General features: G+C 39.4%; 24 protein-coding genes. 17 read left to right on the top strand and 7 right to left on the bottom strand.

All coding sequences use genetic code 11. The features are described 5' to 3' along the window. Positions 1-9: 9 nt before the first annotated feature. From I6F50_RS05935 to I6F50_RS05915, 5 genes are all read right to left on the bottom strand, one after another. On the bottom strand, positions 10-948 hold the full coding sequence (locus I6F50_RS05935; protein WP_002961484.1) for a LysR family transcriptional regulator: 939 nt from the start codon (positions 946-948) through the stop codon (positions 10-12). A gap of 16 nt (positions 949-964) precedes the next feature. Continuing rightward, complete coding sequence (gene aceK / locus I6F50_RS05930) at positions 965-2,683, bottom strand: bifunctional isocitrate dehydrogenase kinase/phosphatase (protein ID WP_197175599.1); 1,719 nt, start codon at positions 2,681-2,683, stop codon at positions 965-967. Between the two features lie 103 nt (positions 2,684-2,786). Continuing rightward, a complete protein-coding gene (locus I6F50_RS05925) occupies positions 2,787-3,266 on the bottom strand; it encodes a DUF4124 domain-containing protein (RefSeq protein ID WP_197175598.1) in 480 nt (159 codons plus the stop codon). 86 nt (positions 3,267-3,352) lie between these two features. Then, positions 3,353-4,849 (bottom strand): DUF3413 domain-containing protein, encoded by a 1,497-nt coding sequence (locus tag I6F50_RS05920; RefSeq protein ID WP_007585701.1) that lies wholly within the window; start codon positions 4,847-4,849, stop codon positions 3,353-3,355. Positions 4,850-4,854: 5 nt separating this feature from the next. Next, complete coding sequence (locus tag I6F50_RS05915) at positions 4,855-5,067, bottom strand: DUF1414 domain-containing protein (RefSeq protein ID WP_007375276.1); 213 nt, start codon at positions 5,065-5,067, stop codon at positions 4,855-4,857. Positions 5,068-5,129: 62 nt separating this feature from the next. Between I6F50_RS05915 and yejK the strand changes: the two genes are divergently transcribed. Continuing rightward, positions 5,130-6,146, top strand: a complete 1,017-nt coding sequence (gene yejK / locus I6F50_RS05910) for a nucleoid-associated protein YejK (protein WP_197175597.1) — start codon at positions 5,130-5,132, stop codon at positions 6,144-6,146. A gap of 897 nt (positions 6,147-7,043) precedes the next feature. On the opposite strand, the gene rne is transcribed toward yejK, so the two are convergent. Beyond that, positions 7,044-10,178 (bottom strand): ribonuclease E, encoded by a 3,135-nt coding sequence (gene rne / locus I6F50_RS05905; RefSeq protein ID WP_197175596.1) that lies wholly within the window; start codon positions 10,176-10,178, stop codon positions 7,044-7,046. Between the two features lie 772 nt (positions 10,179-10,950). Between rne and rluC the strand changes: the two genes are divergently transcribed. Next, positions 10,951-11,910, top strand: a complete 960-nt coding sequence (gene rluC / locus I6F50_RS05900) for a 23S rRNA pseudouridine(955/2504/2580) synthase RluC (protein ID WP_010554171.1) — start codon at positions 10,951-10,953, stop codon at positions 11,908-11,910. Then, complete coding sequence (locus I6F50_RS05895) at positions 11,907-12,569, top strand: HAD-IA family hydrolase (RefSeq protein WP_331458712.1); 663 nt, start codon at positions 11,907-11,909, stop codon at positions 12,567-12,569. Before rluC ends, I6F50_RS05895 begins: the two co-directional genes overlap by 4 nt. A gap of 9 nt (positions 12,570-12,578) precedes the next feature. Here the strand turns inward: I6F50_RS05895 and I6F50_RS05890 are convergent, their stop codons facing one another. Further along, a complete protein-coding gene (locus tag I6F50_RS05890) occupies positions 12,579-13,178 on the bottom strand; it encodes a nucleoside triphosphate pyrophosphatase (protein ID WP_197120177.1) in 600 nt (199 codons plus the stop codon). 131 nt (positions 13,179-13,309) lie between these two features. On the opposite strand from I6F50_RS05890, the gene yceD reads away from it, so the two are divergent. From yceD to I6F50_RS05820, 14 genes are all read left to right on the top strand, one after another. Then, positions 13,310-13,834 carry a 23S rRNA accumulation protein YceD gene (gene yceD, locus I6F50_RS05885; protein ID WP_007585727.1) on the top strand — a complete coding sequence of 175 codons (525 nt, stop codon included), beginning with the start codon at positions 13,310-13,312 and terminating at the stop codon, positions 13,832-13,834. 9 nt (positions 13,835-13,843) lie between these two features. Beyond that, on the top strand, positions 13,844-14,014 hold the full coding sequence (gene rpmF, locus I6F50_RS05880) for a 50S ribosomal protein L32 (RefSeq protein ID WP_002962381.1): 171 nt from the start codon (positions 13,844-13,846) through the stop codon (positions 14,012-14,014). Between the two features lie 12 nt (positions 14,015-14,026). Further along, positions 14,027-15,067 (top strand): phosphate acyltransferase PlsX, encoded by a 1,041-nt coding sequence (plsX, locus tag I6F50_RS05875; RefSeq protein WP_007585728.1) that lies wholly within the window; start codon positions 14,027-14,029, stop codon positions 15,065-15,067. A gap of 52 nt (positions 15,068-15,119) precedes the next feature. Then, the gene (gene fabD / locus I6F50_RS05870) at positions 15,120-16,046 is read left to right on the top strand and encodes an ACP S-malonyltransferase (RefSeq protein ID WP_007585729.1); all 927 of its coding nucleotides are present in this window, start codon (positions 15,120-15,122) and stop codon (positions 16,044-16,046) included. Positions 16,047-16,057: 11 nt separating this feature from the next. Continuing rightward, positions 16,058-16,804: a 3-oxoacyl-ACP reductase FabG gene (gene fabG, locus I6F50_RS05865; RefSeq protein ID WP_197175595.1), complete on the top strand. Its 747-nt coding sequence runs from the start codon at positions 16,058-16,060 to the stop codon at positions 16,802-16,804. 250 nt (positions 16,805-17,054) lie between these two features. After that, a complete protein-coding gene (gene acpP / locus I6F50_RS05860; RefSeq protein WP_002962377.1) occupies positions 17,055-17,291 on the top strand; it encodes an acyl carrier protein in 237 nt (78 codons plus the stop codon). A 216-nt stretch (positions 17,292-17,507) separates the two neighbouring features. Next, positions 17,508-18,746 carry a beta-ketoacyl-ACP synthase II gene (gene fabF, locus I6F50_RS05855; protein ID WP_007585731.1) on the top strand — a complete coding sequence of 413 codons (1,239 nt, stop codon included), beginning with the start codon at positions 17,508-17,510 and terminating at the stop codon, positions 18,744-18,746. A gap of 59 nt (positions 18,747-18,805) precedes the next feature. Next, positions 18,806-19,621, top strand: a complete 816-nt coding sequence (pabC, locus tag I6F50_RS05850; RefSeq protein WP_197175592.1) for an aminodeoxychorismate lyase — start codon at positions 18,806-18,808, stop codon at positions 19,619-19,621. Then, the gene (gene mltG / locus I6F50_RS05845) at positions 19,615-20,607 is read left to right on the top strand and encodes an endolytic transglycosylase MltG (RefSeq protein ID WP_165740133.1); all 993 of its coding nucleotides are present in this window, start codon (positions 19,615-19,617) and stop codon (positions 20,605-20,607) included. Before pabC ends, mltG begins: the two co-directional genes overlap by 7 nt. 6 nt (positions 20,608-20,613) lie before the next feature. Beyond that, a complete protein-coding gene (gene tmk, locus I6F50_RS05840; RefSeq protein ID WP_002962371.1) occupies positions 20,614-21,240 on the top strand; it encodes a dTMP kinase in 627 nt (208 codons plus the stop codon). A 1-nt stretch (position 21,241) separates the two neighbouring features. Further along, the gene (locus I6F50_RS05835; protein ID WP_197175591.1) at positions 21,242-22,156 is read left to right on the top strand and encodes a DNA polymerase III subunit; all 915 of its coding nucleotides are present in this window, start codon (positions 21,242-21,244) and stop codon (positions 22,154-22,156) included. 11 nt (positions 22,157-22,167) lie between these two features. Then, complete coding sequence (locus tag I6F50_RS05830) at positions 22,168-22,494, top strand: PilZ domain-containing protein (RefSeq protein ID WP_002962367.1); 327 nt, start codon at positions 22,168-22,170, stop codon at positions 22,492-22,494. A gap of 115 nt (positions 22,495-22,609) precedes the next feature. Continuing rightward, complete coding sequence (locus I6F50_RS05825; RefSeq protein WP_007585741.1) at positions 22,610-23,389, top strand: TatD family hydrolase; 780 nt, start codon at positions 22,610-22,612, stop codon at positions 23,387-23,389. Positions 23,390-23,393: 4 nt separating this feature from the next. Continuing rightward, positions 23,394-25,253, top strand: a complete 1,860-nt coding sequence (locus I6F50_RS05820; RefSeq protein WP_197175590.1) for an alkaline phosphatase D family protein — start codon at positions 23,394-23,396, stop codon at positions 25,251-25,253. Positions 25,254-25,883 lie beyond the last annotated feature (630 nt).

Raw genomic sequence — 25,883 nt, 5'->3', positions numbered from 1 at the left:
GTAATAAAGTTATTTTAGCTCTTCAGCTACTTCAGCGACTTTTTGGCGTAACCAGATGTGGCTCGCATCGCGATGTAACAGTGGGCTCCAAATCATATCAAGCTCAAAAGGAGGAATTGGAAACGGTGGCTCTAAAATTTTAAGCCCCGGATCATCTAAGTATATATTTGCGGCTTTTGAAGGAAGGGTCGCAATCAAATTTTTCTCTTTAGCTAAATGAATCGCTACATGGTAGTTACGCGTAAAAGTGGCAATGTTGCGATGTTTACCAAAGTGGGCAAGTGCTTCGTCAACCCAACCAAGTTTTTGCACATCTTTAGGGTCCATGCCCACGCCTACACCAAAACCTGTTTTACTCACCCATATATGGCGCGCTTTTAAGTAGCTGTCGAGGCTAAAGTTTTCAATAATAGGGTTGTCGGCCTTAACTAAGCAGCAAAAACTGTCTTTCCAAATACGTTTATGATGAAAAGACTGAGGTAAGTTTTCAAAGCGGTTGATTGCCATATCTACTTTGCCGTTTTCTACGTCATGAAAGGTTACATCACTTGGTGTGAGTATATCTAAAGTAGTATCGGGGGCTTCTTCGTGTAGTTTACTTAAGAGCTTTGGCGCTAACGTACTTGCAGCGTAATCACTGGCCATTATTCTAAATACACGTTTACTCTGGCTTGCCTCAAATTCTCTATTGGGTGCTAGGGTTTCTTCAAGCGTCATTAATATGCCACGAATAACGGGTTGTAACTCTAAAGCGCGCTCTGTCGGGACCATACCATCGCTGGTACGAACTAAAATAGGGTCGTTAAATAAGTTACGAAGACGTTTAAGGCCATTACTCATTGCGGGCTGCGTAATACTCAATTGATTAGCAGCGCGTGTTACATTGCATTCTCGAAGCAATGTATCGAGATAAACGAGTAAATTTAAATCTATTTTACTTATATTCATTGTGTGTCCTTTGCGTCTACCAGTGATGGATAAACCGCTGTGCTGTCGGGTATGGGTAAATATGACTTACCTGCCCATTTTTTATATTTTGTTGCGCCTGCTTCCAAAAGCTAACATCTATAAGCTCTGGATGAGTGCTGAGGAAAAACTTTTTATACATAGGATTAGGCATTACAAATGTACATAACTGCTCTGGGAATACATCTTGTGGTGCAACAGAGTAACTTTGTTCATCCATTAAATAATCGTCGTAGCTCTTTGCTTTTGGTAATGCTCTAAAGTTCATATCTGTTAGGTATTGAACTTCATCGTAATCGTAAAAAATAATACGTTTGTGCTTACTTACACCAAAGTTTTTTAAGAGCATATCGCCAGGAAATATATTAACGGCAATCATTTCTTTTAGAGCTTGCCCGTATTCTTCAATCGCGTCTGCGGCACTTTCTTCATCAGCATTTTCTAAAAATAAATTGAGTGGTGTCATGCGCCGTTCAATATATAAATGCTTGATGATCAACCATTCGCCTTCAATTACCATTGATGAGCCAATTGTTTTATGTAATTGCGCAAGTAAATTACTATCAAAACGTGCCAAAGGAAATACGACGTTAGAATACTCTATGGTATCGGCCATTCTGCCAACGCGATCATGGTTTTTTACTAGTTGATAACGCTTTAATACGGTATCACGGCCGAAGGGCTTACTTTCACCAAATTTGTCTTTTATTACTTTAAAAACATAACCAAATGAGGGAAGGGTAAATACCATCATCACCATACCGGGAGTACCCGGTGCAATTGTAAACTCATCATTAGAGTGAGATAAGTGATTTAAAAACTCTCGATAAAACTCAGTTTTACCCTGCTTATGAAAACCCACTGCGTTATAGAGCTCAGCAAGTGTTTTGTTTGGCATAAGCTGATTCAAAAACCGGACAAGTGCTGAAGGCGCATGAGTCTCTACCATAAAGTAGGCGCGGGCAAAGCCAAAAATGACACGCATTTGAGACGATTTAGTTAAAAGTGCATCTAAATATAATCCGTTATCTTCATCGTGTAATACGGCGATTATAAAAGGCTGAACACCACTTTTTGAAACAACACGTCCTACTATATAAGCTGCTTTATTACGGTAAAAAGGTGTGTGCAAAATATCAAAGCGCATTTGCCAAGGTTGATGATGTGTATCGGGGGCTTGTTTATAAAAAGCTTTAACAAGAAGGCGAATATCACGCTCTAAATTTACAAATGGGGCTTTAAAATCAAAATGATTAATAATGCGCTTTATTGTTGGCTTTAGGCCATCAACTACTGGAAAATATGTCCTATATTCTGCTTCTACAGGTATTGAAGGAGCATCTTTTAAGGTTGCTTCTACAAATATAAAGTCATTATGAAAATAGCGCCTATGGTACAGCCGGCAAAATACAGAATTATAAAAGGTTTCGGCGAGTTCTGCTTGAGGGTGGAAACATAAAAAGTGCTGATATATCTTTTTAACTTCGAGCCATAGGCTTTCATCTAATTGCTCTGTTGGGGTTTCTTTTTTTAGCGCTTGTGTGGTTTCGTTAACACGATCATCATAATAGCTGATACGCAAACGGCTGATATCATTAATTGCTTGCCAATCTTTTTTTGCAAAGGCGAGAGGGGCTTTGGCCGTTGTTTTTTGAAATAGCTGATAGTGCCTTTTAAAACCCGTTAAAATTAATTCAGCAATATGGCGAGGCTGCATTTGCACTCCTTAATAGTCCCTAGAGCTTATACTCTATTGTGTTAAGGGTATGTTATTTTAAGTTTAAAACCAAGATAAATATTACTTGCTAATTAACAGTGATTTATTGGTATTGAGCTATCTTTTTTTCGAGAATTTTAATTTGTTTAGTAATAACCAATACATCTTTTTTGTACTCTTTATTAATTATTTTTAGTTTTTTAGTAATGTCTTTGGTAATACGCTTTTTATCTTCAACGGCTAGAATATGATTTAATCGTTCTTGTTGTTTATATTCGGTACGCTGCTTATTACGATCAAGTATTGTTAGTTTATGGTTATTACTGCGAAGCTCTGCCTGTAAGCCAGATAGAAGCCTTTCACGTTCAAGCTCATTCAGTTGTTTAGTGTAGTCAACCTTAGGACCAGAATACTGATTACCCGTCGTGTTAACTTTATAAGTCGTTGCTTCGTCGTCACACGGCAGTTGAGAGAAGATTGTGCCTTTTTCTGTTACACATTTGTAGTAAGTGGTATCGCTAAAGCTAAAAAAACTGATAAGTAAAAAGCTAGAATGGAGAATATAACGAGAAGTTTTAAACATACGTGTCATCCTTGGTTTTTATATCTAACAACAATATAAAACTATAACCTAGCTTGGTGGTATATCAAGCTAGGTTAGGATAACTGTTATTGGGTAAAGGTTTTGAGCTTTTTAATACTCTGTACTAAAAATGGTATATCTAAACCTTGTTCAATAGAAAAACCTTCAGCGGCAGAGATGTTTTTAAAGTTACCATCTGAATCTATTAAGGTAATCCTATCTTTTTTATAGGCTATAACGACACCCTGAGAGTAGTTAACGCCCATATCATCTTTTTTCTTGTATAAATTAACGCCCAGCATTGTTTGCTTAGCAATGGCTTTACAATTTAAATATTGGCCAACACTTGTTGCAATTAAATCGCTAGGTTGAATAAGTCCATCTACTTTAGAAATACGTTTGTCGGAGCTATATAAAGTTGATGTTGTTACTACTTCTTGCTTGTTATTGGCAAGACTAAAAGCAAAAACCTGTGTTTTATCATCTCGTACAACGGCGTTATCGCTACTTTTAATAACTCTAATTGCGCTAGAACTATGTGCTTGATCATTTATAAAACTAAGTTCTTCCACGCCGGTTACTTCAATGCTGCGGCGCTGACTTTGCCATGCGGGAAGAGTTTGATCTCTTAAAATTGCTGCTTTATAAAAAGCTGGCAAACCATACACTAAGCTAAATAGCATATCGTCGTGATTAGTTGGCTGTAAAAACTGCTCTGTTTTGTGTAAGTTTTTATTATCGGCAACAAATTTAGCGAGTTGTTGCTGGGTTTCAAATACAAAAATATCTACATTGGCTTGTGTGTAGTCCTCGCACTTATCAAGCGGGCTTGGCATTTGATAACTAATGTTTTGGTTATTAATTTTTACGTTATGTGCTTGCTTATAGCTTTCTATATCAAGCAGGTCATTTTTAGCTAATAAACTTTTAGCGGTAGTAGGGTATGACAGTGGTAGTACATTATCTTGCTTCGTTACGTCAAAGTTTAAATTTGCGTCAGCCCAAATATGAATACTGTGACTAAGTGAAAAACACACTATTAAAAATGAAATTGCGTAACGTGCAAATTTATATTGTTTTAAGCGCTCAAGGTGTTGCCATGTGTAATTACTCACAAGTAGCTGAAAGCCTAAAATAAGTAATACAATCCCACTGGCTAAAATGGTTGTTAAAGCAGGTGAACTGGTTAAACGATGCCACAACAATGAAATGATTTCAGGCAAGGCAGATATACTTAGATGATAACCCAAATTAACGTAAACATAAGCATCAAGGGTAAGCAGTGAAGCGCCTAGTGTGGCTATAACAGCCGCCATGCCTCGTATATGTCGTGGGTAGGGGAATATTAAACTAAGCGGAAATACCGTCAGCACAAACGCTAAAAAGGCGATAAAACTAGTGTGGCTTAACCACGTTACTAGCATATAAGTAATGCCCATAAAGCTTGTTGGTGGCGAGTCGGCAAATAAGTAGCTTAAGCTAATAAATAGCGCCAAGCCAATATTGGCAAAAGTAAACCAATGGCCCCAGCTTAATAGCTGACTCGCTTTTGATGAAAACTGATTGTGCTGCGATAAATTCATAGAGTTTATTTAACCGACTGTGATAGAGCTTTTGCAAAGTTCTCAGTTACGGCTTGTCTTTTCCCTGTTGGTACATGCTCTTTTAAGATATGCGTGATAGAATTTCCTAAACACATAAGGCTTAAATCTACCGGCGCATTGTGTTTAGTTAGCACATCAATAAGCTGATCGACGATTTGTTCTACTTCTTCATTAGAGTATTTTGATAAGATTGGCATCAGTTGGTTCAATAAAATAGTTATATTCTCGTATTTTAACACTAGAGGCGTGAAAAACAAAGATGACAACAGACGTTAAAAAATTAGTCGTTCATTATGTAGACAAAAAAGACGACGATACGCAAATTCACCTTCGAAATGATGAGATGATCATCAACGATAAAGTGGCCGTTTTTATCGAACAATTACATCATGCATACAATGGTAAACCCGGTAAAGGTTACTGTGCATTCAGTGGTGATAAAAACAGCGTTGTAGCATCTGCAATGCAAAGCTACCGTAACGATGAGCTAGGCTTTTGGCATATGACCGAGCAAGCCTCAACGGTTTTAAAAGAAGAACTTGATAAGTATGCATTTAGTGAAACAGGCTATTTAGTATTTTGTCATTATCAGTATGTTGCTACCGATTACATGTTAATTGCGATGATTAACATTAAAGAGCATTACTCTATGACCTCTGAGCTTGATTTAGCGGCTTCTCGCCATTTAGATATATCTCGCATGCAACTCGCTGCTCGTATCGATTTAACAGCATGGGATACGCAAGCAGAAGATAATCGTTATATTTCGTTTATCAAAGGACGTGCGGGTCGTAAAGTTGCTGACTTTTTCTTAGACTTTTTAGGCTGTGAAGAGGGTATTGATTCAAAACAGCAAAGCCAAGTAATGCTTAGCGCAGTAGAGGATTATTTATCAGAGCAACAGTTTGATAAATCAGAAAAAGACGATTTACGTAAACAAGTATTTGATTACTGTAATGATTGCGTAACCACAGGCGAAGATGCAAGTGTGAGCGATCTATCTGCAACGCTTACAAAAGGCGATGACAGCCCGTTTGATAGTTTTTGCAAAGAGCAAAGCTATGACTTGGAAGAAACTTTCCCCGTTGATAAAAAAACCGTAACCAGTATGGTTAAGTTTTCAGGCCTTGGTGGGGGTGTAAGTGTAAGTTTTGAACGTAAACACTTAGGTGAGCGCGTAACGTACAACGAAGCAACCGATACACTAGTGATTAAAGGCATTCCGCCAAACTTAAAAGATCAGCTACAACGTTTTATGGAAAATGAAAAAGAGTAAACTCATTTGAGCGAGTTGAAAGTTGATTTAAGAGCGCGATATTTATATCGCGCTTTTTTATACCGGTATCTAAATTTGTTGCATCGGAACAAAGCTACTAAAATATCTATTGCAAAAATAGAAGTGAAAGAAGAGTAAGTGAGAAAACACAAGCCATGCTTTATTAGCAAGACTTAGCCTTATTACTACCTCTAAAAGCGCAGCGTCTCTTAACCTCTTTGTGAATAAGTCGCTTATTACGGACGTTACTCGTCACGACAATAAGTTGTGCTTCTACAGGTTAATTTGTACTTGATATTTAATTTCGGCTGTAGGCGTGAAGTTTGCTTACGCAAAAGCACCGCTTCTGTTTACTTAATTTCTTTGCTAACAAAACCACTTAAAGATCTATTTCACAAAGAGAAGTGAAAGAGGAGTAAATGAGAAAACACAAGCGATGGTTTATTTGCGGAGCTTTTTCAATTTAGCTTTATTGTTACCTCTAAAAGCGCAGCGTCTTTTAACCTCTTTGTGAACAAATTACTTTTTACGGGCTTTGCCCGTCACGCCAACAAATGGTGCGTCTACTCGTTAATCTTATTCACGGTGTTAAATTTCGGCTGTAGGCGTGAAGCTTGCTTACGCGAGAAGCACCGCTTCTGTTTATTTAATTTCTTTGTTAACAAAACCACTTAAAGATCTATTGAACAAAGAAGGAGTAAATTAGAAAACACAAGCCATGCTTTATTAGCAAGACTTAGCTTTATTGTTACCTCTAAAAGCGCAGCGTCTCTTAACCTCTTTGTGAACAAATCGCTTATTATGGGCGTGAAGAAACTTTAATAATTATTCAAAGCATGTAAACAAAAAAGCCCCGCTATTTATCAAATAGCGGGGCTTTTTAATAAGTGTTAGTTATTAATCAACACTCATTGTTCTAGTCGTTGCAGAGCTTGCACGACCAGCAGGTTTGATAGAACCTGCACGTAAACCACTGTCTGGCACTAGTTCACGTTTATCGTGAGCCATTGCTACAGATGTATGTTTTACTTCGCTATCAGCTACAGGAGTAGGTTGTGCCATTGGCGCACTTGCAGACCCTTGAGTTACCGCTGTTTTAACATGCGGTGCTGATTTTTCAGTTTTCACTTTTGCTTCAACTTTAGCTGGCTCTTCAGTTACTACTGGCGTTTCAACTTTAGTTGGTTCTTCAGTTACTACTGGCGCTTCAACTTTAGCTGGCTCTTCAGTCACTACTGGAGTTTCAACTTTAGCTGGCTCTTCAGTTACTACTGGCGCTTCAACTTTAGCTGGCTCTTCAGTTACTACTGGCGCTTCAACTTTAGCTGGCTCTTCAGTTGCTACTGGAGTTTCAACTTTAGTTGGCTCTTCAGTTGCTACTGGAGTTTCAACTTTAGCTGGCTCTTGAGTTACTACAGGCGCTTCAACTTTAGCTGGCTCTTCTACAGCTTCAACTTTTGCTAAGTCTTCAACGGCAACGGCTTGTTCAATTTGCTGCGCTGCATCCACAGGTGTTTCTTCAGATTTCGCTTTCAGTTCTGCTTCATATTCTGCAGCTGCTTGATCAGCAACTGGAACAAATGCAGGGGCTTCGTCAGATTTAACTTCTGCTTCACCTTCAGGACGTCGACGACGTTGACCTGATGCACGAAGATGACGAGGAGAACGGCGTGAACGCGTACGTGTTTGCTCTTGCTCGTCTTCAGTAGTTGCTGCTTCATCGTTAGAATCAACAACGTCAACTTTCTCTTCTTTAATGTGAGCTGTTTTTTCTGCCGGAGCTTGTGTTTGCTTTTCTACAACAGGTGCTTGCTCTTGAACTTGTGGAGTGTCAGTCACTACCGCTTGTTCAGGTGTTTGCTCTGTTGAGTTTGCTTGCTCAGCGTTTTCATCTTGCAGACGTACTTTTTTACGTATGTTACGACGTTGACGGCGAACCTTAGGCTTTTGCTCTTTAGGCTCTACAGCTTGAGCTGGCTTAGAATCAGTTTCTACTTCTGCTTTTACAGGGGCTTCAGTTTTAACTTGATCTTTTTCTTCGCTTTTATGCTCTGGGCGCTTACGAGAGTTAGGGTTACGACGACGCTTATTGCGGTTCTCGTTTCTCTCTTGCGTCTCGGTGCTTGTTGCTGCTGGTGAGTCTGTTTTAACTTCCTCTTCAGCTGCAGGGCGCTCATTGCGTGGTTTATTAGTGCGCGGGTTATTATTACGACGACGTTGGTTGTTATTACGACGACGATTATCGTTACCACGGCGAGCGTTATTACGCGCTTCTTGCTGCTCTTTTTCTACAGCTTCTTTTTTCTCTTCTACTGTTTCGCTTGCAAATAACGATTTAAACCATTTAGTGATTGCTTCAAACAAGCCACCTTCAGTTTTAGTCTCTGTTACTACAGGCTGAGCTACTGGTGTAGGCGCTGCTTGTGGAGCCGGTGTAGAAGGCATTACAACACCTTTTAGCATTGGCTCTTCACGTACTGGTGCACTTGGTGATTTTGACATCTCAAATGCTTCAGGTTCTGGCGCAACAACTTGTCCGTAACTTACCGTTTCAAGTGTTTCGTCTTTACGTAAACGCATAACTTCGTAATGTGGTGTTTCCATATGTTGATTAGGAATAATCACTACGTCACATTTGTGATGCTTTTCAATACGGTGAACACTTCGACGTTGCTCATTTAACAAATAAGCAGCAACGGCAACAGGCACTTGTGCATTTACTTGTGCTGTGTTGTCTTTAATTGCTTCTTCTTCAATTAAACGAAGAATAGAAAGCGCAATTGATTCGTTTGAACGAATAGTACCTTGTCCACTACAACGTGGGCATGGGCCTTGGCTTGCTTCACCTAATGAAGGACGCAAACGCTGACGCGACATTTCAAGTAAACCAAAGCGTGAAATTTTACCAATTTGAACACGAGCACGATCTGGACGAGCAGCATCTTTTAAACGATTTTCTACTTCACGTTGATGACGTGGAGGCGTCATATCGATAAAGTCGATAACAATTAAACCACCTAAGTCACGAAGACGTAATTGACGTGCAATCTCATCGGCTGCTTCTAAGTTAGTATTAAGTGCTGTTTCTTCAATATCGCCGCCTTTAGTTGCTTTAGACGAGTTGATATCGATAGACGTTAGTGCTTCAGTTGGGTCAATTACAATTGAACCACCAGAAGGCAAGCGTACTTCACGCTGGAACGCAGACTCAATTTGGCTTTCAATTTGGTAATGCGTAAATAAAGGAGTGTCACCTTGATAAAGCTTAACACGGCTCATAAAGTCAGGACGAAAACGCTCAATGTGCGCTTTAGCTTCTTCAAAAACACGTGGTTTATCAATTAAAATTTCGCCAATATCACGACGTAAATAATCGCGTATCGCACGGAATATTACATTGCTTTCTTGGTGTATTAAAAATGGCGCTTTAGCACTATCGGCTGCTTGTCTAATTGCTTCCCAATGTACTAATAATGCTTTTAAATCGTAGTTTAATTCTTCAAACGATTTACCAACACCCGCTGTACGAACAATTAAGCCCATACCTTTAGGAAGTTCTAAACGACCCAATGCTTCTTTAAGTTCAGTACGTTCATCACCTTCAATGCGACGAGAAATACCGCCAGCACGAGGGTTGTTAGGCATAAGCACTAAGTAGCTACCAGCAACACTGATAAAAGTAGTTAACGCAGCGCCTTTTTGGCCACGCTCTTCTTTATCAACTTGTACTATAACTTCTTGACCTTCTTTGATCACGTCGCGAATGTTAGGGCGACCATGAAAAGTGTAACCTGCAGGGAAGTAAGTACGTGCAATTTCTTTTAAAGGAAGGAAACCATGGCGGTCAGCACCGTAATCAACAAATGCTGCTTCAAGAGATGGTTCAATGCGAGTGATTTTGCCTTTATAAATATTGGCTTTTTTCTGTTCGTGACCTGGGCTTTCGATATCTAAATCATAAAGGCGCTGGCCATCAACCAGTGCTACGCGCATTTCTTCTTGCTGCGTTGCATTGATTAGCATACGTTTCATATTGTTACTCTACTTATTTATGTCGCTGACATGACGATGTTTTTCTCGCCTGTTCAGTTGTCCCTATTTTTAGAATGTGCAGCCTCACGACTGGGTCTTTAACGGAACGGCTCTGTTTCTCGTATGCAGTATTTTAAATGCTGGCAAACAATAGCAATTATTATCGCTATTAAATTCTTAATGGTGCTAAAACTGTCGGCTTTTCAGCTACGTTTACAAGTTTTACCCAGAAGTCGGCCTGTCATATTAATCTTACTAAATATCATTCATATTAGGCGCGTAGGGCTCATTAAGTTGGTGAGCAATACATACTGATGTATCGCTAATATCCGTTTTAAGAGCAAAAATCGCTGCCGATGTTAATGAACGCTTATTTATTAGATTTTTTTAGTTCTAAATAAGCTGCTATACGGTACTACAATAATTGAGCTAGTGCTGAACGACGTTTTTTACGTCGTCACTATCAGACAAATTATCTGTTCATTGCTTTCTCTAGCACGTTAAAAATCGCTTCATGTTCAAACTTAACCAGCAATATATTACGCGCATTGCCGTTAATTGATCGCACGTGTTAACTGAGGAGGCATAAAAGCTTTGGAAAACTTAACTCGGATCTGTATGATCGGCTACCCAGAATGTGCATCACGAATGTTTTAATGTGTTAAAAAGCACCGTTGTTATTTGCAAATACTAAATATTTGCGCTGCTGATTATCCCACTATTATTACAGTGTTAGCAACTAAATTATTTTACTTAAATTAGTGATTAGGCAATGTCAGAAAAAAACGACTTACAAGTAACTTATGTCACGATCAACGAAGACCATTTAGGTCAGCGTATTGATAACTTTCTTATTACCCATTTAAAAGGGGTGCCTAAAAGCGCTATTTATAAACTTTTGCGCAAAGGTGAGGTACGCGTTAATAAAAAGCGTATTAAGCCTGTATATAAACTACAGCTTGAAGATGTACTTCGTATTGCACCTATCAGGGTTGCTGAGCGTGAAGAATTTGTTCCTTCAAAATTAGACAAAGTAACTCGCCTTGAAAACGATATTTTATTTGAAGATAAATACCTTATCGTAATAAATAAACCATCAGGTATGGCTGTGCATGGCGGCAGTGGTTTAAGTTATGGCTTAATTGAAGCTTTGCGAGCACTTCGCCCAGAGGAACGTAGCCTTGAGCTAGTTCATAGGCTTGACCGTGATACATCAGGTTGTTTACTTATAGCAAAGCGTCGTTCGGTGTTAACAGCATTGCATGAACAACTTCGCGAAAAAACAATGGAAAAAAATTACTGGGCACTTGTAGAAGGGCAGTGGGATTCTAAAACTAAAAACGTAACCGAAGGGCTGCGTAAAAATACACTTAAATCGGGCGAGCGCGTAGTACGCGTAGATAACACTGAGGGTAAACCTTCACATACTCGTTTTAAAGTACTTGAACGTTTTAACGATTGCTCATTGGTACAAGCATCGCCTGTTACAGGGCGTACGCACCAAATTCGTGTGCATACGCAATGTAAAGGTCACCCAATAGCGTGCGACGATAAATATGGCGATCAGGGTTTTGACGATTCTATGCGTAAAGTTGGGTTAAACCGATTGTTTTTACACGCACATGATTTAAGTTTTTATCACCCTAAAAACGAAACAACTATGCGTATTGAAGCACCGCTAGATAAAACGCTTAAAAATACATTACTAAAATTACGAGATGCAAAACTGTGATAAAAGTAGCCCCAATTAAAAAATATAAGCTCGTCATTTTTGATTGGGACGGCACTGTTATGGATTCAGTCACTAAAATAGTTAACTGTATTCGTAGTAGCACCGAGTCACTTAATTTAGTGCCACCTAGTGACGAAGCCATTAAAAATATTATTGGTATGTCGCTTGAAAAAGCAATTGACGTTTTATTTCCCGATAATGTAGCGCAGCACCAAGCGTTAATTTCAGGTTATAAATATCAATACAGTGTGGATACTACTCCCACGCCTGTATTTGCCAATGTTGTCAGCGTTTTAGGTGCCTTAAAAGAGCAGGGCACTGTTTTAGCGGTTGCAACAGGTAAAGGTAGGGGTGGGTTAGAGCGCTTACTTGATCAAAGTCAATTGCGACATTTTTTTAGTGCAACACGTACAAGCGATGACGCGCAATCAAAGCCCTCTCCAGATATGTTGTATCAATTACTTGAAGAACTTGGCATAAGTGCTCAAGACGCTGTAATGATTGGCGACACTCAAATAGACATGACTATGGCAAAAGCTGCTGGCATGGATAGAATCGGCGTAACAATGGGTGTACACAACGCTCAGCAACTAAATGAGCTTAGCCCTATTGCCACTGTAGATAACTATCTGCAGCTGCAACAGGTTTTGCTTGGCTAATTTATTTAACTAGAACTTGTTTTGAGCATTAAGTACATCAATACCAAACTCAGCCAGTAATTGGCTGAGTTTAATTAATGGTAATCCAATTAAGCTATTAGGATCGTCACCCGTTAGTTTTTCAAATAAACAAATACCTAACCCTTCGCTTTTAAAGCTACCAGCACAGTTATAAGGCTGCTCTGCGTCGCAATAAGCACTAATTTGTGCATCACTAAGTATTTTAAAAGTAACATCAAAGGGTTCAACACACGTTTTTTTAGTGCCAGTTACAATATCGTAAACACAAAGCCCTGTTAAAAATGTTACAGTATTGCCGCTAAATAAATTTAGTTGTTTTACGGCATTTTGTTTATTATGTGGTTTACCTAAAATTTGATTGTTAAATACAGCGACTTGGTCTGATCCAATAGCTAACCCTTTGTTAAAGTGTTTATTAGCTGCTGAGGCTTTTAATTCACTTAAACGCTTAACCAGTTCGGTAGGTGTTTCGGCTTCAAGTGCTGATTCGTCAACATCTGGTGAAAACGTATCAAATGGTAAATTAAATTTTTGTAATAAAGACTGCCTAAAAGGCGAGCTTGACGCTAAAATGAGTGGATGCTTCACGGACTGTTTTCCTACGATAATTCAGATTGAGTTAGGATAAATCAGATCCGAGAGTAAAACACGTTAAAAACCAAGTAAAAATGGTTTTTTACTTTGACTAACAAACTAACTATCTATATGATGCAGCCCCTATGCAAAAGGTGAAAATTCCCATCACTCTTCATCCAGGCAAAGCAGCGCAGCACCGTTTAAAGTATGACGGAATTGTACCGCTTGAAAAACTTACTCGTTTAGAGAAAGTTGTGCAGGAAGAAGTAGGTGAAATAGCGGTAAAAATACATTGCAAAAACGATGATCAAGGTTTCGCTGTGATTAGAGGCAATTTGTCCACACACGTTACTGTCATTTGTCAACGTTGTAATGGTGATTTAGGGTTGGATTTGGTTCAAGACTTTGCATATTCACCAGTAGGTGAAGATACAGAGTTAGATATTTTTCCAGAAGACTACGATGAAGTAGCGCTTGATGAAAATGGTGAAGTTAACGTTTTTAATTTAATTGAAGACGAACTAATTTTAGCAATTCCATTAGTGGCTACCCACAACGAAGCTTCATGCAGTTATTCAGCAAAGCCTGCCAGCTTTGGTGTATTAAAGGCGGAAGATGATAAACCTAATCCATTTGATATTTTGAAACAACTTAAGAAAGATTCTTAGGAGAAGACTATGGCTGTACAAAAAAGCAAAAAGTCTCGTGCAAGACGCGGCATGCGCCGTTCACACGATGCGATCAGTGGTCCAACTTTAACTGTAGATCAAACATCTGGTGAGACTCATCGTCGTCACCATGTGACTGCAGATGGTTACTACAAAGGCGTTCAAGTAATTTCTAAATAAGAGATTACTTATATGCTGAAAGATCTAACCATAGCGTTAGATATGATGGGGGGCGATTACGGCCCCCGTTCATCTATTCCTGCTGCCGTTTGTGCAGTAAATGCTCATGCCAATTTAACTCTCATTTTATGTGGCAATGAACACGTTATATCTAAAGAACTCGAATCCCTCGATTCTCTACCTCATCCTAGACTCATAATTCGTCACTGTAGTGAAATAGTCACCAATGCATGTGAACCTGCAATTGCTGTGCGTTCAAAAAAAGATTCATCTATGCGTGTTGCCCTAGATTTAGTTAAATCGGGCGAGGCTCAAGCATGTGTTAGCTCAGGTAATACCGGCGCTTTATTTTTTATGGCTCACTATGTATTAAAAATGCTGCCAGGTGTTAAACGTGCCGCACTCATTTCATCTGTTCCTACAGAGCTTAAAAACCCAGTATATTTACTCGACTTAGGTGCTAATGTGCATTGTGATGCGCAAATGCTCTATCAGTTTGGCATTATGGGCTCTATTGTTGCAGGACAAGCACTTGGTTTGGATAATCCTCGCGTTAGTTTATTAAATATTGGTGCTGAGGACATTAAAGGTCACGACGACATTAAACAAGCTGCACAATTAATGCAGCAAAGCCCACATATAAATTATATTGGTTACAGCGAAGGAAGTGATATTTTTTCGGGTAAGGCTGATGTCATTGTATGCGAAGGGTTTGTTGGCAACGTAGCACTTAAAACATGTGAAGGCATTGCCAAGCTTATTATGAATAAGTTTACAACCGCGCTCGAAAAGCACCTTTTATATAAATGTATGGCGTTTATATTGCGCCCAATAATAAAAAAACTCTATAAAAGGGTGAACCCCGACCAGTATAACGGTGCTTCTCTGGTAGGATTGCGCGGTATTGTCGTTAAAAGTCATGGAAATGCGTCAGCTAAAGCATTTCAAGCAGCAATTGATGAAGCGGTAAAAGAGGTTGAACGTCAACTTCCTGATAAAATAGCCGCTATTTTCGAAAAAACACATTCTAAAGACACGGCGGTTAATCAATAATTGATGTGCCGTGTATTTCATTATTTATTTGTTTAATTAAAAAGAGCAAAGTATGGCACAAAAAATTGCACTTCTATTCCCAGGTCAAGGCTCGCAAAGCGTTGGTATGTTACAAGAACTACTAGAGAGTTCTGACATTGTTAAAGCAACATTTGCAGAAGCGTCAAATGCACTGGGTTACGACTTAGCAGAGCTAGTTCTTAATGGCCCAGAAGAAAAATTAAATCAAACCCACCGCACACAACCTGCATTACTAACTGCAAGTGTTGCTATTTACCGTGATTGGTTAGCAGCTAACCCTGATGCAGACGTTGTTATGGCGGGTCACAGCTTAGGTGAATACTCAGCGTTAGTATGTAGCGATGTATTAAGCTTGAGCGAAGCCGTAAAGCTTGTTGAAAACCGTGGTTTATACATGCAAGAAGCCGTGCCAGCAGGCGTAGGTTCGATGGCTGCTATTATTGGCTTAGGCGATGAAGAAATTAAAGCGGCGTGTGCTGCCTCAGCGCAAGGTGAGGTTGTGTCTCCAGTTAACTACAACTCTCCTGGTCAAGTTGTTATCGCAGGCCATAAAGCGGCAGTAGATAGAGCATCGCAAGCATGTAAAGATGCCGGTGCTAAACGTGCATTACCACTTTCTGTTAGCGTACCTTCACATTGTGAGTTAATGAAGCCAGCAGCTGACAAGCTAGCAGCAGACTTAGCCGCTTTAACATTTAATACACCTAAGTGTGATGTAATTAATAATGTTGATGTAAAAGCTGAAACGTCAGCTGATGCAATTAAAGACGCATTAGTACGTCAGCTATACAGCCCAGTTCGCTGGACAGAAACAGTACAAGCCTTGGTTGCGCAAGATGTAACACAAAGCTACGAATTTGGTCCTGGTAAAGTATTAACAGGACTTGCTAAACGAATTGATAAAGCAATGATCTGTGGCTCAGTAAACGACGCCGCTTCAATTGATGCAGCTAAATAAGAGTATATAAAATGTCTAATTTATTTTCATTAGAGGGCAAAATTGTCCTAATTACTGGCGCCAGCCGTGGTATTGGTAAAGCAATTGCAACAACATTAGTTGCACAAGGTGCAAAAGTTGCAGGTACTGCGACAAGTGAGTCGGGCGCTGCTAAAATCAGTGAATACCTAGGTGACAATGGTAAAGGTTATGCATTAAACGTAACCGATCCTGCATCTATTGAAGCAACACTTGCTGCAATAAAAGCGGATTTAGGCGATATTGACGTACTTGTAAATAACGCAGGTATTACACGCGATAACTTATTAATGCGTATGAAAGAGGCTGAGTGGGACGATATTATCGACACTAATTTAAGCTCAGTTTTCCGTTTATCTAAAGCGGTACTTCGTCCAATGATGAAGAAAAAGAAAGGCCGTATTATTAACATTGGCTCAGTAGTGGGTACTATGGGCAATGCAGGTCAAGCTAATTATGCAGCGGCTAAAGCGGGTGTAATTGGTTTTTCTAAGTCACTTGCGCGCGAAGTTGCATCACGTGGTATTACAGTTAACGTAATCGCACCTGGTTTTATTCAAACAGACATGACTGATAATTTAACTGATGAGCAAAAAGCAGCAACACTTGCAAATGTTCCAGCAGGGCGTTTAGGCCAACCAGACGAAATTGCTGCTGCAGTATGTTATTTAGCATCTGACGCGGCTGCGTATGTATCAGGCGAAACTTTGCATGTAAATGGCGCGATGTACATGGTTTAATCGCCATTGTACCTAGATTGCTACTTGATAAAGTTAACTAAGTTACCTCAAAAACATTGAATTATTTGTGAACTTGCTTTAAACATACTTGAAATCGCTGCGAAAATAAGCGATAAAAGACAAAACACACACTCAGAGGTTTGACCAGACAATTATTTATGGTCAAATCATTGAATCAGAGAATTATGCGGCGTAAACTACGCCGCAATCTGAAAATAACGCATTGGCGTTTTTAATAAAGGAAAGAAGAATGAGCGATATCCAAGAACGCGTAAAGAAAATTATCATTGAACAACTAGGTGTTAAAGAAGAAGAAGTTAAAAATGAATCTTCTTTCGTAGATGACCTAGGTGCAGATTCTCTTGATACTGTTGAACTAGTAATGGCTCTTGAAGAAGAGTTTGATACTGAGATCCCAGATGAAGAAGCTGAGAAGATCACTACAGTACAAACTGCTATCGATTACGTTACAGCACACGCTGAGTAATTAATCGCACGTTAAAGGCAGCATCCGCTGCCTTTAATTTTTTATATCCAAACCACCTCAAAGTTCGTGATTCAAAACTTAAATCTCTATGCTCAATTTTAGCTAAAAATTAATTTTGATAGTGTTATGCGTTTTTAATCTATTTTGGGACTAGCACTTTGAGGTAGCTTGGGTATGATCATCCCCTTGTAAAATATCCCTTATTGGAGGCAAACCGTGGCTAAACGTCGAGTCGTCGTAACTGGCTTAGGAATGTTGACGCCGCTAGGTAATGATGTTCAATCAACCTGGCAAGGCTTATTAGATGGTAAAAGTGGCATTCAAACAATAACGCACTTTGATACATCAAAATTTGGTACTAAATTCGCTGGTTTAATAAATGACTTTGATGCAACTGCATACATGTCAGCGAAAGATACTAAAAAAATGGACTTGTTTATTCAGTACGGCATTGCAGCGGGTGTTCAAGCCTTTAAAGATTCAGGCCTTGAAATCACTGAGCAAAACGCAGCACGCATTGGTGTAGCTGTAGGTTCAGGTATTGGTGGGCTTACGTTAATTGAAGAAAACCACATTAAGCTATTAAATAGTGGTCCGCGCAAGTTATCGCCATTTTATGTGCCGTCTACCATTATTAATATGATCTCAGGTCATTTATCAATGATGCATGGACTTCGTGGTCCAAATATTTCAATTGTAACTGCCTGTACTACTGGTTTGCATAATATTGGCCATGCAGCGCGCATGATTGCCTACGGTGATGCAGATGCAATGGTTGCTGGCGGTGCAGAAAAAGCGTGTACCCCAATTGGTATGGGTGGCTTTAATGCTGCGCGTGCACTTTCAACTCGTAACGACGATCCACAAGCGGCTTCTCGCCCTTGGGATAAAGACCGCGATGGCTTTGTGCTTTCTGACGGTGCAGGTGTTGTTGTAGTTGAAGAGTACGAACATGCTAAAGCTCGTGGCGCTAAAATTTATGCTGAGCTAGTAGGCTTTGGTATGAGCGGCGACGCGTATCACATGACGTCACCACCAGAAGATGGTGCGGGTGCTGCACTTGCAATGCAAAACGCACTAAACGATGCGCAAGTAAACGCTGAGCAAATTGGTTACATTAACGCACACGGTACATCTACAAATGCAGGCGATAAAGCAGAAACTGCCGCTGTTAAGTCTATTTTTGGTAATGCAGCTAAAGATGTAATGGTAGGCTCGTCTAAATCGATGATGGGTCACTTGTTAGGTGCTGCAGGTTCAGTTGAATCGATTATTTCGATTTTATCACTGACAGATCAAAAAGTGTCGCCAACTATCAACCTTGATAACCCAGACGAAGGGTGTGACTTAGATTATATTGCTCACACTGCACGTGATGCAAAGTTAGACTTTGCACTGTGTAACTCGTTCGGTTTTGGTGGTACTAATGGCTCGTTGCTATTTAAAAAGGTATAATCTTTTTTAACAACGAATCAAATTATAAGAGCTCAGTTGTTTAACTGGGCTTTTTTTATATGCCAAACAAAATGCAAACAATAATAGCAGTAGATCAAAACAGCACTTTAAGCACGCGTGACAGGGGCTTAAATTACGGTGATGGCTTTTTTACAACCGCTAAGGTTGTTGATGGGAAAGTACAGTATTGGGCTCATCATAAAGCGCGTTTGATTGAATGCGCACAGCGCTTGGGTTTTCCTGAGTTAGACTTTAATAGCCTTGAAAATCGAATTGCTTTGCATATAAACGCTGCACCACTAAACGTGCTTAAAATACTTGTAACGCGAGGCGAAGGCGGGCGTGGTTATGGGCTGCCAAGTGAGTGTAATGTCACTATTTTATTGAGTGTATTAGATTACCCGAGTAATTACAGTGAGCTTGCTAAAAAGGGTGTAAATCTCGAAATAAGCCCCATTAAGTTAGCGACACAGCCTTATTTAGCAGGCCTCAAAACATTAAACAGGCTCGAGCAAGTGCTAATTAAAAAAGCAATGCAAACACAAGACTGCGACGATGTGTTAGTGCTTGATTACAATAACAATGTAATTGAAGCTTCAGCAGCTAATATTTTTGCGATTAAAAATAAGTGTGTGTTTACGCCATTGCTTGATGAGTGCGGAATAAAGGGCGTTTATCTACAATCGTTATGTGATAAATTGCCTGTTGAATTTAAACGCGTGAAAGTAGAAGATTTAACCCAAGCAGACGCCGTATTTGTGTGTAATAGCTTAATGGGAGCAGTACCCGTTAAACGTATTGAGCAACAGGTATTTAATACAGACGACAGCAACGCATTACTAACTAAATTATTAGCCAAGGAGGCTGAGTGTTAAAAGTTATTTTATCGGTACTTTTTTTAGCTGTTATAACCACTGCTATTGGTTACCAGCAATTACAAGCAACAATAAATAGCCCGCTAAAAGTAACTGAAAACACACAATTTGAAGTTAAGCATGGCACTGGCTTTAATAAGTTATGTCAGCAGTGGCAAGCTAATAACTGGGTAGAGAGTTGCTGGCGTTATCAGGTAATTGCAAAATTAGACCCAACACTTACCGATTTAAAAGCAGGGCTTTACGAGTTAACAGCCGATAGCGTTATCAACAACGTAAAAAAAATTAACCAAGGCCAGCAAATCAATTTTAGTTTTACCATTATTGAAGGGCAAAACTTACGTGAAGTACTAAGTGCTATTAAAAAGGCCAATAATTTACAAAACGATCTAAAAAGTGATGAACTAAGTACCCAAATACTGGGTAATAATACGCACTTAGAAGGTTGGTTATTTCCCGACACTTACCATTATCATAATAACGATACCGCAAGCGGTGTATTAAAACGTGCCGCACAAAAAATGCAGCAAACGTTAGACGATGCTTGGCAGCAGCGCGCAGTTGATCTCCCTTACAAAACAGCATACGAAGCACTTATAATGGCCTCAATTATTGAAAAAGAAACAGGCCTTGCTAGCGAACGTCCGTTAATTGCATCAGCGTTTGTTAATCGATTAAACACCAATATGCGCTTACAGACCGATCCAACCGTAATATACGGATTAGGCGCTGATTTTGATGGCGATATTAAACGCAAAGATTTACGCGATTATACGCCTTACAATACGTATCGTATTAATGGTTTACCACCAACACCGATTGCAATGCCTTCAAAAGCCGCTATTTTAGCTGCAGTTAATCCGCCTCAAAGTGAATACGTTTACTTTGTAGCAAAAGGCGATGGTACCGGTAGCCACCAATTTTCAACCACGTTAAAGCAGCATAATGCGGCGGTTAAAACGTATATATTAAATAAAAAGAATTAATTGTTTATGAAACCAAAATTTATAGTAATAGAAGGGCTAGAAGGCGCGGGTAAATCAACCGCTATTTCGTTATGCCAAGACTTTTTAAACAAACAAAAAATAGACTTCATTAACGTCCGCGAACCTGGCGGCACACCGCTTGCTGAATCGCTTCGTACGCTTGTAAAAGCAGAGCACGAAGAAGAAATTGCCTTTGAAACCGAGTTGCTTATTATGTACGCAGCACGTTCGCAATTAATGCACAATGTTATTACCCCAGCGCTTGATAAAGGCCAATGGGTACTTGCCGATCGTCATGACTTATCGTCTCAGGCGTATCAAGGTGGTGGGCGTGGTATTAGCTCAAATACATTAGCTTCACTTTCGTCAATGGTATTAAAGGGCTTAAAGCCTGATTTAACTATTTACCTTGATATTGATCCAGTGATAGGCCTTGAACGTGCAAAAGGACGTGGTGAGCTTGACCGTATTGAACAAGAAGCCATTGAGTTTTTTCAGCGTACACGTATGCGTTATGTTGAACTTGCTAATGACGACAACACAATTAAAACGGTTGATGCAAACCAAAGTATTGATAAAGTACATCGCGATATAACCAATGTACTGCATTCATTTTTTGAAGGCCTAAAATAATATGCCATTGCCGTGGCTACATGATACCCAAGCACGTTTAGCGCAAAGTTATCGCGCAGAGCGTTTTCATCATGCGCAATTATTTTGTGGGCCTGTTGGCGTAGGTAAATTTGAGTTAAGTGATGAGCTTGGTAATGCTTTGTTATGCCAAAATATAGCTAAGCAGGTAGCTGCGCAAAACAGTATGCTAAAACCTTGCGGGCATTGTAAAAGCTGTTTACTTACTCTTGCGGGTACTCATCCCGACAAGCGTTTAACGCAAGTTGATGGGCAAAGCATAGGCGTAGATGATATACGCGGCATTAGTGATTTTATGAATCACTCAGCAGCGCAAAATGGTAATAAAGTAGCGATAATCGAAAATTGCGAAAAAATGACTACTGCAGCAGCTAACGCATTATTAAAAACACTTGAAGAGCCAACTAATAGCCGCTTTTTAATATTAACTACAAGTCAACCAGCACAGCTCCCTGCAACTATTTTAAGTCGATGCGCTAAAAGCGATGTAAAAATAACAAATACAGCACTTGCTCAGCAATGGCTAGAGACATTAGATATACCCAACTATAGTTGGTTAGCACTTTTTTATAACCAACCGCTGCAAGTAAAGCATTGGCAACAGCAAGACCAACTAAAAAATATTGATACACTGTATAAGTTTGCAACTGAGTTTAAACAAAGCCATAATTTCAAAGTGTTAGTCGATATAATAAATAAACAGCCTGAACTTGTTCGTATATTTACTTTGTTTTTAAGTGTGCAACTAAAGCAGCAATTACTGCAAGGTATGAGTTTTGACGCTTATAAAAGTGCTCAAAATGCATTAGGCGAGTTTTTACAAAATAACACACAAGTACTTGGCCTTAATTTATCGCTTGCTGTATCGCGATTAGCATACACATTGCGAAATTCTTAAAAGGATTAATCATGCAAGAACTACTAGTAGACATAGACGATTTAGACGAGTTATACCGTTGTTATATGCCTTACTTAAAAAAAGGTGGCTTATTTGTACGTACTAATATGCGTTACGAAGCAGGGCATTCATTAGCACTTAGAGTTACCTTGCCCGATGCCTTAGAAGATGATGTAGTAACAGGTAAAGTGTCGTGGATCACGCCACAAGGGGCACAAAGCTCTAACCCTCCAGGTATTGGTATTAGCTTTTTAGACGATAAAACAAACCTAAACGCTAAAATCGAAAAGCTACTTGGGACTATGTTAAACTCAGGCGATCAAACATATACCATGTAGTTATAGGGTCGGTTTTTCATTGAGATTAACGCCGCCCTATATTGGGTTCTTTTAATTATTAACATAATAAATTAAACGAACAAATTTAAACCCTGAACATAATACAGGCCTTATAGTGATTGTAGATTCTCATTGCCATTTAGATCGTCTTGATTTTGATAAACTAGACTTAAACCTTGACCAAGTTCTTGATAAAGCGCGTGCAAAGCAAATAGAGCACTTTTTATGTGTAAGCGTAACGCTTGATCAGTTTCCAAGCATGCTTGATAAAATTAAGCATTACGACGATGTCTCAGCCTCATGCGGTGTACATCCACTTGATCAAAAAGACGCCCTTAATAAACAGCAACTAATTGACTTAGCCTCACACGAAAAAGTCGTTGCTATTGGCGAAACGGGCCTTGATTACTACTATTCAAAAGATACTCACGCAGTGCAGCAAGCAAGCTTTGTTGGGCATATTGAAGTAGCTAACGAATTACAAAAACCGTTAATTATTCATACTCGTGATGCCCGCGCCGACACCATTAATTTAATGCGCGAGCACAAGGCCGAAAACTGCGGTGGTGTGCTACATTGCTTTACTGAAGACTGGGATATGGCTAAAAAAGCCATAGACATGGGCTTTTATATTTCTATTTCGGGCATTGTTACCTTTAAAAATGCTATTGAGCTAAAAGAAGTAGTAAAACAAATACCGCTAGATAGATTACTAATAGAAACCGACTCGCCTTATTTAGCACCAGTACCGTATCGTGGGCAAACAAACCAGCCAGCGTACGTAGAAGATGTTGCTTATTACATTAGCGAACTTAAAGGCATTAGCTTTAATGAACTGGCTAAAGCGACTACCGAGAACTTTTATTCTTTATTTAAATTAGCAGCTAAAGGCTAAATACATGATTACTCACACGGTAAACCTTCCTATTTTACTAATGGGGCCAATGGTGCGCCGTGCAGAGCAAACTGGAGTCTGTATTCAGTTTGCTACCTCCAGACCTGCAAATTGCCAAATTACACTTATAAATCATGAATGTTATAGCGATCAACACACTGTTTCTTTAGGGGAACATTTGTATCTGCATTTCGTCATTATAAAGCCAATAAATAACAAACTCCCTGTCGATAGCTTATTAAGCTATAAGCTTGTAATTGACGATACAGCAATGGATTTATCGCCTTGGTGCTATAGCAATCAAACAACGCCTGCATTTGTAATTCCTAATGAACTGAGTGATATTTTGCATGGCTCGTGCCGTAATGCACATCATCCAGCAAAAGACAGCTTAGTGTCTGCAAGTCACTGGCAAAATACTCAGCGCGCTAATAATAATCAAGGCGCACAATTGTTATTACTGAGCGGTGATCAGGTTTATGCCGATGACGTAGCAGGGCCCATGTTATTAGCTGTTCATCAGTTAATTAAAGCCTTAGGTATTTATAAAGAGCAACCACTTGCCATTGAGCTACCCGCCGACATAAATGAGCAACTTTATAATCGCCATTTGTTTTTACCAAAAACGCCTTGGCAAAAACGCTCAAAGTTAGGTGTGGGTTACTGGCTAAAAAAAGACGAACCTCATTTCTCAAGTGTAAAAGCGTATAACCACCTCATCCACTTTGAAGAATATATAGCACTTTATTTATTAAATTTTAGTGCTGCTGCTTGGCAATGCGTTGATATACAAAACACAACATATTCAGGTCAAAGCGAGCAAAAAAAAACTATTTTTGACGCTGAAAAAACAGCACTGATTGATTATGCAAAAGGCTTAAGTGAAGTAGAGCGGTTGTTTGCCAATGTATCGACGCTAATGATGTTTGACGATCACGATGTAACCGATGATTGGAACCTCACCGCTGGGTGGGAGCAAGCTATAAATGAAAACCCAAGTAGTAAACGGATCATTAATAACGGTTTAATTAGTTATTGGCTTTTCCAAGGGATGGGGAACGATGCACTAAATAAAACAGGCGAGCTACTTACACCTTTCAAGCAAAGCCGTACTGCTAATAATTTATGGCAGTTTAAAGCATTTGATAAACCACTAAACGATTTTAGTTTTTGGCATTACGAGTTAACGACAATACCCAAAGTAGTGGTGCTAGATACGCGTACGCACCGCTGGCGAAATGAGCAAAACTTTAACGAGCCGTCAGGTCTACTTGATTGGGAACGTCTCACTGAGCTTGAGGAAAGCCTATTAAGCCACGACCAAGTTATTATTGTATCGCCAGCTCCCGTGTTTGGTGTTAAATCAATAGAAGCCATTCAAGCCATGTTTAACATATGTGGCCAACCACTCATGGTTGACGTAGAAAACTGGATGGCGCACGAAGGCTCAGCCAAAAAGCTACTCGATACATTTAGACGAACCGACACCCCAAACGAAACCCTTATTTTATCTGGTGATGTACATTACTCATTTTGCTTTTCAGTGCAAAAGCGTTTTGGCGATCACCCTAATCGAATTTGGCAACTTACCGCCAGCGGTATTAAAAACGAGTTCCCGCGTAAATTAATAAACATACTCGATAAACTAGATTCAATTTTATACGGCCCAAAAAGTCCTTTAAACTTTTTTACCAAACGCTGGCACATGGAAGTAGATAAACACCAAACTATAGGTGAAGGGCAAAAATACTTAGTAAGCGACTCAGCTATTAGTTTAATAACACTAGAGCAAGGAAATTTAGCCCGCTACCAACTCATACATGGTGAAGGGCATTTAACCGAGTTTGATTTAGAAGAACAGTAATTCTTAATCAATAATTAAATAAATTAAAGGTCTATTTGCACAAAGAGAAGCGAAAGAGGAGTAAATGAGAAGACACAATGCCAATCAGAATACAGTTTCGGTGTTCATTCCCTTCTCTAAAAGCGCAGCGCCTCATAACCTCTTTGTGAATAAATTACTAATTACGGAGTAAGGTTGTTAAGAAAGCAACGCTTAATTTATTTAAAAACCAGCTAAAAACCTATTTGCACAAAGAGAAGCGAAAGAGGAGTAAATGAGAAGACATAATGCCAATCAGGATATATTATCGGTTTTATTTCTTCTCTAAAAGCGCAGCGTCTCTTAGCCTCTTAGTGAATAAATCACTTATAACGGGTACGCTTGTTACGAAAGCAACGCTTAATCTATTTACTAATAAAATCAATCAAAGGTCTATTTGCACAAAGAGGGGGTAGATGAAAAGGCATAATACCAGCAAAACTGCATTTTGTGTCCATTCCCTTCTCTAAAAGAGCAGCGCCTCATAACCTCTTAGTGCATAAATTACTTATTACAGGCTTTGCTTGTTACGCTAACAAGTTAACCGTAAATTGAACCTTGGCGGTAGAAGCTGAGCTTGCTCGCGTGAGAAGCGCAGCCTCTAATCACTAT

The organism is Pseudoalteromonas sp. NZS127_1 (assembly GCF_015864295.1).
GTDB classification, from domain to species: Bacteria; Pseudomonadota; Gammaproteobacteria; order Enterobacterales; family Alteromonadaceae; genus Pseudoalteromonas; species Pseudoalteromonas arctica.
The sequence above is the reverse complement of the archived record's forward strand: the minus strand, read 5'-3'. Positions and strand labels throughout refer to the sequence as shown.